Genomic DNA, 16705 nt, shown 5'->3' with positions numbered 1-16705 from the left:
ATACACCGCCATCGGGGGCAAGCACCCTCCCACAGGGGATCTCATTTCAATCCAGCAAGCGGGTGATGGCCCGCACGATCATCTCGACCTCCTTGGCCTCCAGGGTCAGCGGCGGCAGCAGGCGAATCACCTTGCCCCGCGTCACGTTGATCAACAACCCATGTTCCTCGGCGGCGCGCAGGGCCAGCTCGCGACACGGGTCTGCCAGCTCGATGCCGATCATCAAGCCCTTGCCGCGAATCGCCAAGACCTGCGGGTGCTCATCCAACTCCACCCGTAAGCGGGCCAACAAGCGCTCGCCCTGTTGCGCGGCATTCTGCAGCAGGCCTTGTTCTTCAATGATCTCCAGCACGGTGCAACCCACCCGGCAGGCCAATGGGTTACCGCCGAACGTGCTGCCGTGGCTGCCCGGAGTGAACAAGTCGGCCGCCACGTTCCTGGCCAGGCAGGCACCGATGGGCACGCCGTTGCCGAGGCCTTTGGCCAGGGTCATCACGTCCGGCACGATGCCCTCGTGTTGGAAGGCAAACCAGGCGCCGGTGCGGCCGATGCCGGTCTGGATTTCATCGAGCATCATCAGCCAGCCGTGGCGCGTGCAGTGAGCGCGCAGGGCTTTCAGGTAACCCGGCGGCGCCACTTGCACCCCGCTTTCGCCCTGGATCGGTTCCAGCAAGACCGCTGCGATGCGCGTGCCGAACGCTTGCGTGATCGCCTCCAGCGCCGCCAGGTCGCCGAAGCCGACTTTGAGAAAATCCCCCGGCAAGCGCTGGAACCCCAGGCGTACCGAAGGCCCGTCGCTGGCCGCCATGGTGCCCAGCGTGCGGCCGTGGAAGGCGTTTTCCATCACCACCACCAACGGCGCCTCGATGCCTTTTTTCCAGCCGTGCAGCCGCGCCAGTTTTAGCGCGGTCTCGTTGGCTTCGGCGCCGGAGTTGTTGAAAAACGCACGATCGAGGCCCGACAGTTGGGTCAGACGCTGGGCCAAGCGTTGTTGCCAATCGATGCTGTAGAGGTTGGAGGTGTGCAACAGCAACCCGGCTTGTTCGCTGATGGCTGTCACCAGTTTCGGATGGGAGTGCCCGACGTTGGTCACGGCCACGCCTGCCACGGCGTCCAGGTATTCGCGCCCCTGCTGGTCCCACAGGCGCGTGCCCAGGCCACGCGCAAAGCTCAAGGCCAAGGGTTGGTAAGTGGTCATCAGGCAAGCGGCGGTCATGGTGGCAAGCTCCAGTGCTGGGTTGGGATGGGTCCAGTATCGTTAGCCACCCAAGCTGGATAAACTGTGCTTTCCTGCAATGACTTTAAACCAGGGCTTGATAATGGATCTGTTCCAGGCGATGTCGGTGTATGTGAAAGTGGTCGAGACCGGCAGCATGACCGCCGCGGCCCATGCCAGTGGGATGTCGACCACCATGGTCGGCAACCATTTGCGCGCCCTGGAGCAACGCCTGGGGGTCAGCCTGCTCAAGCGCACCACGCGCAAGCAAAGCCTCACGGAATTCGGCGGGCAGTATTACCAGCGCTGCCTGGAAGTGCTGGGGCTGGTGGCCGACTCCGAGCAATTGGCCGAACAGGCCCACAGCGACGTGCCCAAGGGCACCCTGCGCATCACCGCCCCGCCCGCCTTCGGCACCGAACGCCTGGCGCCGGCCTTGAGCGAATTTTCCCAACGTTACCCGCAGATCAAGTTGTACGTGGTGCTCAGCAATCAACGCATGGACCTGGTCGACAGCGGCTTCGACGTGGCCATCCGCCTGGGCGAGCTGGAACCCTCAAGCCTGATCGCCCGGCCCCTGCAGGACTACACCATCACCCTGTGCGCCGCGCCGGATTACCTGGCGCGACGCGGCACGCCGCAAACGCCCGAGGATCTGCAACAACACGACTGCCTGGCCTTCGCCTACCCATCCGGCGACGATTGGCGTAACGCCGACAAACTGTGGCGCATGAGCGACGCGGACGGCGAAGTGGAGATTCCGGTGTCCGGCTCGCTGACCATCAACAGCTCGCAAGCCCTGCGCCAGGCGGCAGTGCAAGGCATGGGCATCGTCATGCTGCCCGATGCCCTGGTGCAGCCCGACCTGCAGAGCGGGAAGCTGGTGGCCTTGCTGACCGCCTATCAACTGCCCCGCCGCCCCATGCATTTGCTGTACGGCCAGGATCGTTACCGCCTGCCTAAACTGCGGGCTTTCGTGGATTTTGCCCTGGAGAAATGGGCGCGCTAAAAGCCCACGCCCAATTCACGCAGACGCTCAGCGGTGCGCTCGGCGCAAACGTGGTGAATGCCTTGCCAGCCCAGGGCGATAGCCGCGTCGATATTGCCCGCGACATCATCGATGAACACCACTTCGGCAGGCTGGATATCCGGCAGATGAGCGCGCACCTGGCCGAGGCTGGCGTGATAGATCGCGGCATCGGGCTTGATCAGCTTCAACTCGCCGGAGACCACGATATCGCGAAAACACTGCAGGAACGGGTAGTTGGCCCGCGCATAGGGGAACGTCTCGGCCGACCAATTGGTGAGCCCGAACAGCGGCACGTCGGCCTGATGCAGCGCCTTGAGAATGGCCACGCCCTCGGGCAACGGCCCGCGCAGCATTTCATGCCAGCGGTCGTAGTAGGCCGTGATCAAGGTTTCGTGCTGGGGATATTGCGCGACCAGGCTGCGCGTCGCCTCGGCCAGGGTGCGACCGGCGTCTTGCTCGGTGTTCCAGGCCTGGGTGCAGATGTTGTCGAGGAACCATTGCCGCTCCTCTTCATCGGCGATCAGCTGGCGGTACAGGTGCTGCGGGCTCCAATCGAACAGGACACCGCCAAAATCAAAAACGACTGCACGAATCGTCATCAGATCCTCCGTTAGCGTGAGTTGATAGCGGATGGAGTCTGGCAGATCGCGATGGCTTTACACACAACGAATGTGGGAGCGGGCTTGCTCGCGATGGCGGTTTGTCAGTGCCGGAGGTTTCGGCTGACCCACTGCAATCGCGGGCAAGCCCGCTCCCACATGTTTTTCGAGCGTGTTTAGGCTTGGACCAGACCGTTGATCTTCACGGTCGGATTCACATCAGCCTCGTAGTCCACGCCGTCGATCTCAAAGCCGAACAAGCGCAGGAACTCAGCCTTGTAGCCGGCAAAATCGCTGATCTCGTTGACGTTGTCGTCGGTGACCTGATTCCACAGCGCAGCCACGGCGTCCTGGACTTTCGGTTGCAGCTCGGCCAGGTCGGCACGCAGGCGGCCGTCGGCGTCGAGCTTCGGCTCGCGGCCGTACAGGCTGTCCTTGAACAGGCCATAGACCTGCTCGATGCAACCTTCGTGAGTGCCCTGCTCTTTCATCACTTTGAACAGCAACGACAGGTACAGCGGCATGATCGGGATCGCCGAGCTGGCCTGGGTGACCACAGCCTTGAGCACCGACACGCGGGCGTCGCCCTTCAGTGCGGCCAGGTTGTCGCGCAGGGTCAGGACTTTCTTGTCCAGGTCCTTCTTGGCTTCGCCGATGGAGCCGTTCCAGTAGATATCCTGGGTCAACTTCTCGCCGAGGTAGGTGAACGCCGTGGTCTTGGCGCCTTCGGCCAGCACGTCCGCTTCACGCAGGGCGTCGATCCACAGCTGCCAGTCTTCGCCGCCCATGACTTTCACGGTGCCGTCGATTTCTTCCTGGGTGGCCGGCTCAAGGGTGGTGTCGACGACAACGCCCTTGTCGGTGTTGATCCCGCGCAGGGTCACGGCCTTGCCGATCGGCTTGAGCGTGGAGTTGTGCACCACGCCCTGCGGGTCGGTGCGGCGTGGCGCGGCCAGGCTGTAGACCACCAGGTCGATCTTGCCCAGGTCTTTCTTGATGGTCTCGATGGTCAGGCGCTTGATCTCGTCAGAGAACGCGTCGCCGTTGATGCTCTTGGCGTACAGGCCTTTTTCGACGGCAAACTTCTCGAACGCGGCGCTGTTGTACCAGCCGGCGGAGCTCAGCTTGCCTTCTTCGCCTTCTTTCTCAAAAAACACGCCCAGGGTATCAGCGCCGCAGCCAAACGCAGCACTGATGCGCGCGGCCAGGCCGTAACCGGTGGAAGCACCGAGGACCAGCACCTTTTTCGGGCCGCCTTCGATGACGCCGTGTTGGGTGACGTAGTCGATCTGTTCCTTGACGTTCGCTTCACAGCCAACAGGGTGAGCGGTCACACAGATAAAGCCACGAACCCGCGGTTTGATGATCATAAAATTTCTGCCTCTTCCAAGGTGCCGAAGGCCAATGGTGGCCATTCAACGTAATCGTACCGGTCTATGACGTCCAAAAAACCGAAGCGTCACGATAGTCGCAAATCTTCTGTTTACAAAATCCAATCCAAAACTCGCCGCGCAAGCCGCGCCGCGGGTTAAAAACTGTGTCCGTTCTTCACAATTTCGTAATATTTAAAACGCCCATCGACCTGAGAACGTCTTATCATGACGAGGTTGTTTCGATATGTTTCGCAACCCCACCACTCGCAGCCACGCATCTGGACCTGTCGAATGGAGTCCAGCTGGAGCTGAGTTTCATGAGTAAATCTGCGTTACGCAAAAAAGCCGTGTCGTTCGCCTGGGCATTCGGCGTCCTGCTGATTATCTACCTCTTTCCCCTGACCACCGTGGTGTTCCTCGGCCTCGTGCTGGTCTGCGGTATCTATGATTTCCTGCGTAACGGCCTGTATGACCGCGACACCTTCAAGAAATATTTCATCGGCAGCGGCCGCAATACCTGGCTGCTGGCACCGTTCAACACCCTGTTCGACCTGCTGAGCAGCCGCAACCGCCACGTCTACACGATGCGCGACCTGCCGCCCGCCTGGCGTGAAGACCTGCAACAGGTGATCGACGACGCCATGGCCCACAAGGATGAAATCATCGGCTACCTGGACGAACGCATGGCCGAGAAGAAACGCGGCATGCTGTTTTTCCAATGGTACGGCCGGCCGATCGAAACCACCCTGGACATCCCGGAACTGCGCAAGAAATTGCCGTTCGTGAAGACCATCGGCGTGTCGGTGTTCAACGAAAACCGTTCGACCTCCTTCCACTTCGGCCCCCTGCGCATGATGTTCCGGGTGCTCTATAACATGGCGCCGGCGCCTCACCATGAGGGCGTGTACATCCAGGTGGGCAAACACAAGCATTACTGGCACGACGACCCACTGTTTATCTTCGATGACACGCTGATGCATGCGTCCTTCAACAAGAACGATGCCAAGCGCTACTGCCTGTTCATTGATATCGTGCGGCCGACCGCGTTGCCCGCCGTCCTCAATGCCGTGATCACAGGGTTTGCCGGCCTGGTGTTCACGCTGCGTCGGGTTTTCTACAAAAACTGGAAGCTGATCCAGTAGGTTCTGCGGCATGATGGGGCTGGACAGTATTTGCGTAGCGCCTGCGGGCCAGCGAAAATAGCCGTCTCGTGCGACCGTATCCGGCGCCCATTCTTCTCAAGCCATCGCCCCCATGACGGGCGCGGTGGCTGTGCTTTCAAGGAATCAGAATGCCCCAACGTCAAGTCATCAATGCCTCCGTCAGCCCCAAGGGCAGCCTCGAAACACTCTCCCAGCGTGAAGTCCAGCAACTGAGCGAAGCCGGCTCCGGCAGCATCTATACCCTGTTCCGCCAGTGCGCCCTGGCCATCCTCAACACCGGCGCGCACATCGACAACGCCAAGACCATCCTCGACGCCTATAAAGACTTTGAAGTGCGTATCCACCAGCAGGATCGCGGCGTGCGCCTGGAACTGCTGAACGCCCCGGCCGACGCCTTCGTCGATGGCGAAATGATCGCCAGTACCCGCGAAATGCTGTTCAGCGCCCTGCGCGACATCGTCTACACCGAGAACGAACTGGACAGCCAGCGCATCGACCTGAGCAACTCCCAGGGCATCACCGACTACGTGTTCCACCTGTTGCGCAACGCACGCACGCTGCGCCCGGGTGTCGAGCCGAAGATCGTGGTGTGCTGGGGCGGGCACTCGATCAACACCGAAGAATACAAATACACCAAGAAAGTCGGCCACGAACTGGGCCTGCGCAGCCTCGACGTCTGCACCGGTTGCGGCCCCGGCGTGATGAAAGGGCCGATGAAGGGCGCGACCATTTCCCACGCCAAGCAACGCATCAACGGCGGGCGCTACCTGGGCCTGACCGAGCCGGGCATCATCGCTGCGGAAGCACCGAACCCGATCGTCAATGAGCTGGTGATCCTGCCGGACATCGAGAAGCGCCTGGAAGCCTTCGTGCGCGTCGGCCACGGCATCATCATCTTCCCGGGCGGCGCCGGCACGGCGGAAGAGTTCCTCTACCTGCTGGGCATCCTGATGCACCCGGACAACCGCGGCCTGCCGTTCCCGGTCATCCTCACCGGGCCAAAGCACGCCGCACCGTACCTGCAACAGTTGCACGCATTCGTCGGCGCCACCCTCGGCGAGGCCGCGCAGGCGCACTACCAGATCATCATCGACGATCCGGCCGAAGTGGCCCGCCAGATGACCGCCGGGCTCAAGGCCGTCAAGCAGTTCCGCCGCGAGCGTAACGATGCGTTCCACTTCAACTGGCTGTTGAAGATCGACGAAGGCTTCCAGCGCCCGTTCGACCCGACCCACGAAAACATGGCCAGCCTGCAACTGAACCACGCGCTGCCACCCCATGAACTGGCAGCCAACCTGCGTCGCGCGTTCTCGGGGATTGTGGCGGGCAACGTCAAGGACAAGGGCATTCGCCTGATCGAGCAGAACGGCCCTTACCAGATCCATGGCGACCCAGCCATCATGAAGCCGCTGGATGAACTGCTGCAGGCGTTCGTCGCCCAGCACCGCATGAAGTTGCCGGGTGGCGCGGCATATGTGCCGTGCTACCGCGTGGTGCAATAAGTCAGCACACATGCTGTAGCGCTTTAACCTTGTGTTCAGGCTTGTCGGCGGGAGACGTCGGGCTATCGTTTTTACGAAGCCCGACTGACCCACACCGAGGAGCGACCTATGGACCAACGGATCTTGTTCTCCCAGGCGCCTTACCCTAATGTAAGGAGCATCACGATGGAGACCTTCAATATGGCGACCGCCACGCTGACTTCAAAAGGACAAATCACCATCCCCGTCCAGGTCAGGACAGCCCTGGGCCTGGAAACGGGAGACCGGGTTGAATTCGTCGAAATGGAAGACGGCAAATTTTCCATTATTGCCGCGAGCAAAACCGTTCACGACCTCAAGGGGCTGATCCGCAAGCCTGCCCAGGCCATTTCCATCGAGGACATGAACCGCGCGATTGCGGCACAGGGAGCGAAAGCCCGATGATCGGCCTGGATACCAATGTGCTGGTGCGCTATGTCACCCAGGATGATCCGGTCCAATCCGCCAAGGCATCCGAGCTGATCGAATCCCTCACCACCCTGTCGCCAGGCTTTGTCAGCCTGGTGTCGGTGGTGGAGTTGGTATGGGTGCTACAAAGTTGCTACCAGTCAGCCAAGAGCGATGTGGTGGCGGTGCTGGAAACGCTGCTGCGAACCCGTGAATTGATCGTCGAGCATGCCGAGATCATCTGGCAGGCGCTCCGGCGGTTTTCGGCGAACAAAGCCGATTTCGCCGACTGTTTGATAGCGCGCTGCGCCCACGCAGCCGGCTGCGAGTACACCGCCACCTTTGACCTCGATGCGGCCAAGGCTGCGGGCATGAAGCGACTGGCCTGAGCGGGGTTCAGCGAACCCAGCCACCATGCTGCCAGTGGTAACCGTCATTTCGTTGCACCCAATGCGGATGCACATAACGGTAGCCCTCGCGCACCGGCTCCCAATGGCCGTGTACCGCCACATAACGCCCGCCTTCCCAACGCCAGTACCCGCGTGACCATACATAACCTTCGCGCACCGCCGGCTCGACTTCGATCACTTGCATCGGCGGCGGTTGTGGCGCGACCACTTCCACATACTCACGTTCTACCGGTCGACGCTCATGCACGACACGCTCTTGCACACACCCGGACGCCGCGACGACCATGGCCGCCAATGCTGCATAACGTAGCAACATACAAACCCCTCGGGCGCTAACGCCCCACACCTGCCTCAGTAAAAAATCCCCCCTTGTTCCAGCCGCGCTCCTGCAAGGCCTGGGTACTTTTTAACAGGTGGTGTCTGTCGGGTTGCTGAACCTGCCGACAGTGCATCCCGAGGAACAGACGGAAGGCCGAGTCGCGACTTGAACGCTCAAGCCGGGCCAAAGCGCTCCAGCACAGCCTCGACAAAACGCCGCAACTTGGCGGTACGCTGGCGGTTGGCGGTGTAGACCAAATGCATGGGCCGGCTCGGCGCGTCAAAGTCCGGCAGCACTCGCACCAACTCGCCCCTGGCCAGGGCCGGGCGCAGAAAATCTTCCGGGCCGAGCACAATGCCAAACCCATCCAGCGCGGCCGACATCAAGGCCCTGCTTTCGTTGATCTGCAAACGGCTGGCAACCTGCACGGTGTGCGGGACCGAGCCCTGGTAGAACACCCATTCGCGATCTGCCGGGCGTGACCAGAAGGCGTAGCCCAGGCATTCATGCTGTTGAAGGTCCGCCGGCCACAGCGGTGTGCCTCGTGCCGCCAGGTAGGCCGGCGCCGCGCAGACCACCAGGCGATACGGCGCCAGGGGCCTGGCGGTCAGCCCCGTGATCGCCGGGGGGCCAATGCGGAAGGCGGCTTCGTAGCCTTCCTCCACCAGGTCGACAAAACGATCGGTGAGGTGCAGGTCGATGTTCACATCGGGGTTGTCACGCAAAAACGCGGTCACCAAGGGCATCAGGCTGTAGGAGCCGAAGGTCACCGGGGCGGTGATTTTCAGCGTGCCGCGTGGGGTGTCATTCATGATCTGCGCCAGGGAATCGGCGGCCTCAGCCTCCGTCAGAATATGCTTGCAACGCTCGTAGTAAGCGCTACCCAACTCCGTCAGGCTTTGTCGGCGCGTGGTGCGATTGAGCAAGCGCGCACCCAGGCGCTGCTCCAGCGCTGTGACATGCTTGGCCACCATCTGCGCCGACATATTCAAACGCTCGGCGGCTCGCGCATACGAGCCCAACTCGGCGGCGACCACAAAGGCATTCATGCTCGAAAGACGGTCCATCATTCCCAACTCCCAGTAACGACACCCACGCCAATACGCTCGTTTATCACCCTGTGATTGTTAATCATCATAACCGCTCCCCTACTTTGCAGGAGCAAGGCCATGAAGATTGGCGTGATTGGAGCAGGTTTCATCGGACGCGCGGTGGCCCAACTGGCGCTGGCGGCCGGTCACGAAGTGATGTTGAGCAACTCCCGCGGCCCGCAGTCCATGAGCAGCGTACTCAGCGGCATCTGGGGCGTTAAAGTGGGCAGCGCGCAAGACGCAGCCAGATTTGGCGACGTGGTCCTCGTGGCGATCCCCCTGGAACATTACCGCAGCGTGCCCGCGCAGTGGCTGGAAGGCAAAACAGTGATGGACGCCAACAATTACTACCCCGAGCGCGACGGGCATATCCCTGAATTGGACCGTTTTGAAACCACCACCAGCCGGCTGCTCGCCGAGCATTTGCCGCATTCCCATGTGGTGAAGGTATTCAACGCAATCTTTGCACCGGACCTGACGCGGGACGCCCGCCCTCACGGCGCACCCGACCGCCGCGCACTGCCGGTGGCGGCGGATGACGCCGCGGCGAAAGCGCAAGTGATCGAGTTACTCGACGAACTCGGTTTCGACGCCGTGGATGCCGGTGGGCTGGATGAAAGCTGGCGCTTCGAGCGGGCAAAACCGGCCTATTGCGTTGTGCTGGACCGAGCCGGCTTGACGGCGGCGCTGGCGGCAGCCGAACGAACGGTTGAACTGCCTGCGGTGGAGCGCACCCACCCCCGCGCATAAACACGCGCCCACAAAAAGCCCGCTGAGCGTCATCGGCTCAGCGGGCTTTTTTTGACCGATCGGCCCCAGTCTCAGGGCCAGGTCTTACAGCGCCAGATCAGACGCCGGTTTGCTCGGCTCAGCCGCAGGCTTGGCAGCCTCGGTGGCCTTGGGAGCGGTCATCTGCGGAATCGCTGGTGGTGGAGTCAGTTGCAGGATACCGGCGGTGTAGGCCCATTCCTTGGCAACAGCCTCAGGACTGTCGTTCAGCTTGGTGCCGTAGCTTGGCACGATCTGATGCAGTTTTTCCTGCCAGGCCGGAGTCGCGACCTTGTCCTTGAACACTTTCTGCAGCACGGTCAGCATGATCGGAGCCGCGGTCGACGCGCCTGGCGATGCACCCAACAGGCCGGCGATGGTGTTGTCGGCGGAGCTGACCACTTCGGTGCCGAGTTTCAGCACGCCGCCCTGCTCTTCGTCACGCTTGATGATCTGCACACGCTGGCCGGCTTGCCACAGGCGCCAGTCGGACTGCTTGGCGTTCGGGAAGTACTCTTGCAGTGCCTTGAAGCGGTCGTCATCCGACAGCATCAGTTGCCCGGCGAGGTACTCGACCAGCGGGTATTCGCGAATACCGACTTTGGTCATCGGCCAGATGTTGTGGGTGGTGGTGCTGGTCAGCAGGTCCAGGTACGAGCCTTCTTTCAGGAACTTGGTCGAGAAGGTCGCGAACGGGCCAAACAGAATCACGCGCTTGCCATCCAGCACGCGGGTGTCCAGGTGCGGCACCGACATCGGCGGCGCGCCCACCGAAGCTTTACCGTAGGCCTTGGCCAGGTGCTGCTCGGCGATGGTTGGGTTATCGGTCACCAAGAACGAACCACCCACCGGGAAGCCCGCGTATTCCTTGGCTTCAGGAATGCCCGACTTTTGCAGCAGGTGCAGGGCACCGCCGCCGGCACCGATGAACACGAACTTGGCGTCGGTTTCGGTCTTGCTGCCATCTTTCAGGTTTTTGTAGCTGACACGCCACGAACCGTCGGCGTTCTTGGTGATGTCCTGCACTTCGCTCGACAGTTTCAGGTCGAACTTAGGCGTGGTTTGCAGGTGAGCGACGAACTGGCGGGTGATCTCGCCGAAGTTCATGTCCGTACCCAGCGGGCTCCAGGTGGCCGCGATTTTCTGGTTCGGGTCACGCCCTTCCATCATCAGCGGAACCCACTTGGCGATCTGCGCCGGGTCTTCGGAATACTGCATGCCAGCGAACAGCGGGCTCGCTTGCAAGGCTTCGTAACGCTTTTTCAGGAACTTGATGTTGTCATCGCCCCACACAAAGCTCATGTGCGGAGTGGAGTTGATGAACGAACGCGGGTTCTTCAGCACGCCCTGCTGGACCTGCCAGGACCAGAACTGGCGGGAGATCTGGAACGCTTCGTTGATTTCGACCGCTTTCGGGATCTCAACGTTGCCGTTCTTGTCTTCCGGGGTGTAGTTCAGCTCGGCGAGGGCCGAGTGACCGGTACCGGCGTTGTTCCAGCCGTTGGAGCTTTCTTCGGCGACGCCGTCGAGGCGCTCGACCATTTCCATCGACCAGCCCGGCTCCAGCTCGTTGAGCCAGACACCCAGGGTCGCACTCATGATGCCGCCGCCGATCAGCAGCACATCGACTTTCTTTGCCTCTTCCGCATGAACGGACGTGATCCCCATCGACAAAGCCAGCCCCAGCAGGGCCGTGTTTACTTTCTTAAACATCAGTAGCACCTATGATAAAACGCCATCCGCCCCACTGCCCCTGAGCCCGGGCAACCCTCGATCACGCGGCGTCAGGCAACGCAGCGCCGGGTTTGCACATTCACTCAAAGACCGCAGGGTGGGCACACAAGGCCGACGTATCGACCTCACTTTTATGTCCCTTCTGCGCTGACTTCTTATCATTATTGGCTTCAGCTACCTGGGCGACAGCCAGCCGCCGGGACGTATACGGGTGTACGTTCCGGAGAAAGACTAGACCAAGATGGCGCGCAGAATATCACGCCATACCGCCGATATGCGCTGTTTGGCTAATTGACAGCTCTAAAATAGGCGTTTTGGCAAGGCTGATCGGGGTGAGTGTCAAGCCTGACAGACGCGACGTGAAGTCACAGGCATGGCTATTTGATAGCGTGCAGCCTCACGCGTCGGAGCCCCTCATGTGGGAGGGGGCTTGCTCCCGATAGCGGCGGTTCAATCAACACATCCCTGACTGCCCCACTGCCCCATCAGTCATCATGCAACAACCCAGAACCATACTCACCATAACTACTACCCAGCCCACTGCCGCCAAAATTCATCTTGGCGGCCTTGTTGGGGCTGTGGTCACCAAACGCCTGGCATCCCCCTGCAAAACAAGGGTCGCGACTCACGCCCGACGAATCCGACGAACAAGCGCTCAACAGCAACGCGCCGGCGATCATCACGACTTTGACAAGGTTCGAGATCATTTTTTCAGTTCCCTGTGGGTTCGGGGGTTTCCCATAGAGATGATCGTAGGCCTCAACGGCACAGGGAATGATGAAACTTCGCCAGAAGACAGAATGGGTTCAGGTTGCCGCCTTGGGCTAAGGCGGCGGAGGTCGATTGTCAGGCTGTAGCCGGGCTGATGACACGAGCGACTTGGTCATGGGCCCGATCAACGAGTAGAGCGCTCAGGTCGATCAGTTGCTGAATGCCCAAGACAATGGAGCGCTGGGACTCGTCGAGGTTGAAAGCCACGGTAGCGGCCATTTCGCTGGCGGACGCGAGGTTTTCGGAAGCGTTGGCCAGGAGGGTTTCGGTGTCTATGTCGGGGCTGACGAGGAATAGGTTGTGGGTTGGGTGTTCGTCAGGCGCATTGTCGGTGGATTGAGGCAAGTCACGAGCAATGGCACGTTGAGCTGTGGCGTGAAGCTTGGTATCGACGGGCGAAGGGTCGCGATCAATAGAGCGACTGGGCGTGTTGCTGTGCATGGGCGAAGCTCCAAATAGTGACGGGAGTTAAAACGCCTTTAGCGATACGGACTTCCACCTCCGGCCACTGGATTGGCAGCGGCTTGAGGAGGTTAGCGGCGGGAGGTTTGAGGAGCAAGTCGAGAAGAATGCGGGATATTTCACCGACATTCCCGGCATATTCCACACATGACAACGCCCCCGCTCGAAGTGGTGAAGAGCACGGTATACACCTCCCCGACACCTAAGAAACATCCCCGATAAACTGCGCCATTCGCCTCGTTGACTCAGATTGCCAATGTCCCTACAGACAGGTCCACTTTCCCGCCGTTTATCTGTCGCGCCGATGATGGATTGGCACGGCTAATTCTACAGACCTCGAAACACCTGGCCTCCAGCGCCATCAAGAGACGCACGTACCACTTTCGTACCACCCATTTCCTTTTCCCCAGCCGGGACAAGCGACTTTCCTCTCACTTCGTCAGCACACGCACCTGTCGCTCCAATCCCCATCACCTCCTACAAGCGTTGGCGTGCGGGTAAAAAAGACCTGCGGGAGAGTGTCTCTTCATCATCTACATGGGTAAGTGGCGAAGCGATCGGCTGACCCCATCTAACGGGTGTTACCCTTTTTCGGTAACCAACACTTGGCCTTTGCCGCGCTTGTCCAGGTGCAGCACTACGGAAAAAAACCATCTGCCCCAGGCGAGGCGGGCGGACGACGGCGCATGCCGCTTTACAATCTCAAAATCAGATGGAAGGGCTACCACCCTAATGCAATCAAAAAGCCACATCATGTATAGTCACTCCTTTTTGCCGAACCGTTGACGATAAACGGTCGGTAGACCTTGTTCATGGATGGCTTCGATGGCTAAAAACCCGTTTCAGAAAATTGCGTTGCAATCACAGCAGATACCAGATTGCTTGGCGCGTAACGGTGCATCAGTTGTCGGCATAGACACATCGAAAAACAGCCCCCACATCTATGAATACTTACACAAAGAAACCCCCCATAAATTCAGTTTATTTATCCTGGGAAATGGAACATTCACTATTGGCCAATGCACTGGCTACTGCAAAGAAACCTTTAATTTTTTTGCGGAAAAAATAGTCAGTGAGTGCGCGGGTGACGACAAACCGTTTAATTATTCGAAATCAAATCTTGCTAATCGCGTTCAAGAGATAATTGATTATCTACTGCACGAAGGTGCTTTAATTGAAGAAGATGTAGTTGATGCAGCTGGCCGCCGCCTTCGCATGAGGGGACCACAGAAAGACACGCTCACAATAAAAATACATAAAAACGACACAGTTCAGTTTCAAGGAAAGCGCCTAGATCTTTCAACTAAGCTATCTGACTTTTTAAGCAATATCTTATCTTTAGATGATGTCCTACAGAGTCAAATAAAGATCTTCGCGGTTGCCTTAACGGTTTCAGAAGTAAAGGACGAACTCGCAGAGAGAATTCCTGCGGCATGCTCATACATTAGTGAAGCTGTCAGAATCCAGCTCTCGGCAGCGCTGACCCTTACTAAAGTCGTATTAGATATCGAAGACCACTCCTATATAACTTTTCCGGCATTACGAGGTTTGGAAGGTTTTCTAAAGGATGTCCTCAGAGCTGCGGGTTATCAAGTACAGCCAAAATTGGGCTTTGGAGAGTATTTTGATGAAGGGAAAATGCGACGTGATCAAGCTAACCATGCCGGAGATGTGAAAGCAAAAGTTCTGAACCAATGCTATCTTTACTGGTCAGACCAACGACACCGGCTTTTCCATATGGACAGCGTTGACACTCAGACAACACGGCGCTTAGATACGAATGAGGCTAGGAACGTCGTCACGCACGTGTTCGAACTGGTGGAAGCATCTTCACGAGCCCTACTTTGCGAGCAGCCATGAAAAACTACCTATGCACCTTGACTAACACTCCATCCCCTGACTTGAGGGCGGTCATTTTCGCGACTAGCCCACAGAGTCCTTTTGACGAAATACAAAATATCGAGAAGCAACTGTGCAAAAGCAAGATTAAGGGCAAAATCCTTTTTGATATGCTTTTGGCAAACGGCTCAAAGATAAATAGATTCTTCATCGCCGAGTTTGATGGCAATCATATTTCATTACAATCATTAAAGAATGCTGACGACAAGTACTCCTCCTTCTCTAAAGTTTGCGCTGCAACTCTGAGTGAGCACACCGAACAACTTGACGACTCATTGCTGACCAACGCAATGAAATACGCACTAAAAATCGGCACACCCTTTTAGGATAAATACATCTGGGTCAGACCACGATATAACCCCAACGCCCCAAAGATGACAGCTTCACTTAGCACAGGCTCTCGCGTCGCAGATCAACACCCAGCCCGTCTCTGAACCATTCCTGATAAATTGTCACACTTCGCATTCTCCATCCCAGATCCCAATGCCCTCAGTCATAGCTCCAAAGCAAGCCCTCTCCCGCCGCTTCTCCGTCGCCCTCATTCTGGATTGGAACATCTAAGCCTACAGGCCTTACAGGACGGTCACTGCAACACCGCCATCATCCGTCCGTACCACTTTCATACCAGCAGTAGCCCCACGCACTGACGCCCAGCCCCTTCTTCGCAGGCTTGAGCAATCCCGAGAGATGCCACTGCTCTGCTTAATGTCTTTCAAAACGAGTCGCCCACCATGGCAAGCGAGTACTCACTGACGGACATGCTGGAACGGATGTATCAAAATCAACTGGCCCTAGAAGCGGCATTGATGAAGATAACTCTTTGGGCTGAGCAGCAAAACGCTGTAGCGATGGGTACAAATGTTCGGGGGGCACTTCACACTATTGGTGAAAACGCGGGCCATATCAAACAAGGCCTAGCTCGATTGAGAGTGGCAGATCTCACCTAACTGGCAGTCATTAGCCAGTAGCTTCCGCCCAACAACGACTGCCGCCAAGCAAATTACCGACCGTGCTTTAGGCAGCAGTCAGCACCGCTGCAAAGCAGAAAACTGCTAACCAATTGGGTCCTCGTTGGCGTGTTGATCCTCGGCTAGCTTCAGTTCAAACTTGCTGTTGATTTCGCTGGTTTTAAGCTTGATAGCAATTCCATCAAGAGGACCGGCATGAAGAGTTTTCTCTCCCTCGGGATCGCTCGAGTCGAAAACAAATCTGAACTCTTTTTGATAGGAATAGATGTTGCGTTTTTTAAAAACGGACTCAACTTCTTCGAAACTGCCGTGAAAGGTCTCGGGATCAAAATAATCGACAAGGCCTCGCCATGACGAATAGCCTTTCGCCTTGGCTACTTCGCTTACTTTATCGATAAAATCCGCGACCTTGATGATGAGAACGGCATGTTCGCCAAGAGAAAGTATTTCCTCGCCTAGCGCTGAGTGGACCTTCAACATTGAATTAATTTTCTCTACTACGCGCAGTCGCTCTTCTTCCGTTTCATACGACTCCTCGAAGTCCGGGACGGTGACAGCATACATACAGTAGGCATTCAAACGATCGTGTTCCGTATGTTGCATCACTAGCGGGCCGGCCAGCCCTTCTATTGGAAAGGACTTCTCGTCCCCGCCCGGAGTCCTAAAAGAAAGAGTCATAGATATGCGGTCGGGTTGATGCCAGTCCGAGGGAGCCTCGAATTGGTCGCCCCGTGCGATATCACCCTCTATCCGCTTAAATTGCCCAATCGTCTTACAGAACATCTCTCCTGTCTGAATGAACGCATCAGCGTATTCCTCCTTATCAAACACCTTAACTAGAAGAACTATTTTTTTGGTCATGAGCCGATCTCAATATTAATTCGATATGCGGAGGCTACAGATTCAATTCCAGCGAGGGGAGAAGCAGCTTCGGCAGTGAGATTAGCCGATGACTTAGACTACCATCAGCGCTA

At 58.1% G+C, this 16705-nt stretch carries 18 protein-coding genes; 9 read left to right on the top strand and 9 right to left on the bottom strand.

Annotation, left to right across the window (positions count from 1 at the left end):
• Window positions 1–46: 46 nt before the first annotated feature.
• Entirely contained in the window at window positions 47–1216 is a 1170-nt protein-coding gene (locus LQ249_RS09380) for an aspartate aminotransferase family protein (protein ID WP_046490477.1), read from the bottom strand.
• Between the two features lie 103 nt (window positions 1217–1319).
• Between LQ249_RS09380 and LQ249_RS09375 the strand changes: the two genes are divergently transcribed.
• On the top strand, window positions 1320–2225 hold the full coding sequence (locus tag LQ249_RS09375) for a LysR family transcriptional regulator (protein ID WP_057003766.1): 906 nt from the start codon (window positions 1320–1322) through the stop codon (window positions 2223–2225).
• Here the strand turns inward: LQ249_RS09375 and LQ249_RS09370 are convergent.
• Both LQ249_RS09370 and fabV read right to left on the bottom strand, forming a co-directional pair.
• Complete coding sequence (locus tag LQ249_RS09370; protein WP_057003767.1) at window positions 2222–2845, bottom strand: HAD family hydrolase; 624 nt, start codon at window positions 2843–2845, stop codon at window positions 2222–2224. The two genes, LQ249_RS09375 and LQ249_RS09370, sit on opposite strands and share 4 nt — an antisense overlap.
• Window positions 2846–3021: 176 nt before the next feature.
• Complete coding sequence (gene fabV / locus LQ249_RS09365) at window positions 3022–4215, bottom strand: enoyl-ACP reductase FabV (RefSeq protein ID WP_046384297.1); 1194 nt, start codon at window positions 4213–4215, stop codon at window positions 3022–3024.
• 320 nt (window positions 4216–4535) lie between these two features.
• Here fabV and LQ249_RS09360 point away from each other — a divergent pair, with 320 nt between their 5' ends.
• The 4 genes from LQ249_RS09360 to LQ249_RS09345 all read left to right on the top strand — a co-directional run bounded on the left by LQ249_RS09360 (window position 4536) and on the right by LQ249_RS09345 (window position 7698).
• On the top strand, window positions 4536–5360 hold the full coding sequence (locus LQ249_RS09360) for an aspartyl/asparaginyl beta-hydroxylase domain-containing protein (protein WP_046384298.1): 825 nt from the start codon (window positions 4536–4538) through the stop codon (window positions 5358–5360).
• Between the two features lie 149 nt (window positions 5361–5509).
• Window positions 5510–6883: a nucleotide 5'-monophosphate nucleosidase PpnN gene (gene ppnN, locus LQ249_RS09355; protein ID WP_046384299.1), complete on the top strand. Its 1374-nt coding sequence runs from the start codon at window positions 5510–5512 to the stop codon at window positions 6881–6883.
• Window positions 6884–7048: 165 nt separating this feature from the next.
• Window positions 7049–7306, top strand: coding sequence for an AbrB/MazE/SpoVT family DNA-binding domain-containing protein (locus LQ249_RS09350; protein WP_026140263.1), 258 nt, complete (start codon window positions 7049–7051; stop codon window positions 7304–7306).
• The gene (locus LQ249_RS09345) at window positions 7303–7698 is read left to right on the top strand and encodes a PIN domain-containing protein (protein WP_057003768.1); all 396 of its coding nucleotides are present in this window, start codon (window positions 7303–7305) and stop codon (window positions 7696–7698) included. The genes LQ249_RS09350 and LQ249_RS09345 overlap by 4 nt, the downstream gene beginning before the upstream one ends.
• Before the next feature lie 7 nt (window positions 7699–7705).
• Here LQ249_RS09345 and LQ249_RS09340 read toward each other — a convergent pair whose 3' ends face one another.
• Both LQ249_RS09340 and LQ249_RS09335 read right to left on the bottom strand, forming a co-directional pair.
• A complete protein-coding gene (locus LQ249_RS09340) occupies window positions 7706–8035 on the bottom strand; it encodes a YXWGXW repeat-containing protein (RefSeq protein ID WP_046384301.1) in 330 nt (109 codons plus the stop codon).
• 176 nt (window positions 8036–8211) lie between these two features.
• Complete coding sequence (locus LQ249_RS09335) at window positions 8212–9108, bottom strand: LysR family transcriptional regulator (protein WP_169863919.1); 897 nt, start codon at window positions 9106–9108, stop codon at window positions 8212–8214.
• 99 nt (window positions 9109–9207) lie between these two features.
• On the opposite strand from LQ249_RS09335, the gene LQ249_RS09330 reads away from it, so the two are divergent.
• Window positions 9208–9879: an NADPH-dependent F420 reductase gene (locus LQ249_RS09330; RefSeq protein ID WP_046384302.1), complete on the top strand. Its 672-nt coding sequence runs from the start codon at window positions 9208–9210 to the stop codon at window positions 9877–9879.
• 84 nt (window positions 9880–9963) lie between these two features.
• Here the strand turns inward: LQ249_RS09330 and mqo are convergent, their stop codons facing one another.
• From mqo to LQ249_RS09315, 3 genes are all read right to left on the bottom strand, one after another.
• Entirely contained in the window at window positions 9964–11610 is a 1647-nt protein-coding gene (gene mqo, locus LQ249_RS09325) for a malate dehydrogenase (quinone) (RefSeq protein WP_046384303.1), read from the bottom strand.
• 506 nt (window positions 11611–12116) lie between these two features.
• Complete coding sequence (locus LQ249_RS09320; protein ID WP_057003769.1) at window positions 12117–12338, bottom strand: hypothetical protein; 222 nt, start codon at window positions 12336–12338, stop codon at window positions 12117–12119.
• Window positions 12339–12477: 139 nt separating this feature from the next.
• On the bottom strand, window positions 12478–12843 hold the full coding sequence (locus LQ249_RS09315) for a DUF6124 family protein (protein WP_057003770.1): 366 nt from the start codon (window positions 12841–12843) through the stop codon (window positions 12478–12480).
• A gap of 846 nt (window positions 12844–13689) precedes the next feature.
• On the opposite strand from LQ249_RS09315, the gene LQ249_RS09310 reads away from it, so the two are divergent.
• The 3 genes from LQ249_RS09310 (at window position 13690) to LQ249_RS09300 (ending at window position 15710) form a co-directional block, all read left to right on the top strand.
• Entirely contained in the window at window positions 13690–14724 is a 1035-nt protein-coding gene (locus LQ249_RS09310; RefSeq protein ID WP_232566411.1) for an RNase LS family HEPN domain-containing protein, read from the top strand.
• Window positions 14721–15089 (top strand): type II toxin-antitoxin system RnlB family antitoxin, encoded by a 369-nt coding sequence (locus LQ249_RS09305; RefSeq protein ID WP_053157307.1) that lies wholly within the window; start codon window positions 14721–14723, stop codon window positions 15087–15089. The genes LQ249_RS09310 and LQ249_RS09305 overlap by 4 nt, the downstream gene beginning before the upstream one ends.
• Before the next feature lie 405 nt (window positions 15090–15494).
• Window positions 15495–15710, top strand: a complete 216-nt coding sequence (locus tag LQ249_RS09300) for a hypothetical protein (RefSeq protein WP_232566410.1) — start codon at window positions 15495–15497, stop codon at window positions 15708–15710.
• Window positions 15711–15815: 105 nt separating this feature from the next.
• Here the strand turns inward: LQ249_RS09300 and LQ249_RS09295 are convergent, their stop codons facing one another.
• Entirely contained in the window at window positions 15816–16592 is a 777-nt protein-coding gene (locus tag LQ249_RS09295) for a hypothetical protein (protein ID WP_232566409.1), read from the bottom strand.
• Window positions 16593–16705 lie beyond the last annotated feature (113 nt).

It is taken from the genome of Pseudomonas sp. 7-41, assembly GCF_021233075.1.
Taxonomy (GTDB): Bacteria; Pseudomonadota; Gammaproteobacteria; order Pseudomonadales; family Pseudomonadaceae; genus Aquipseudomonas; species Aquipseudomonas veronii.
Note: the sequence above shows the minus strand (reverse complement) of the source record. Positions and strands in the feature narration are given on the sequence as shown.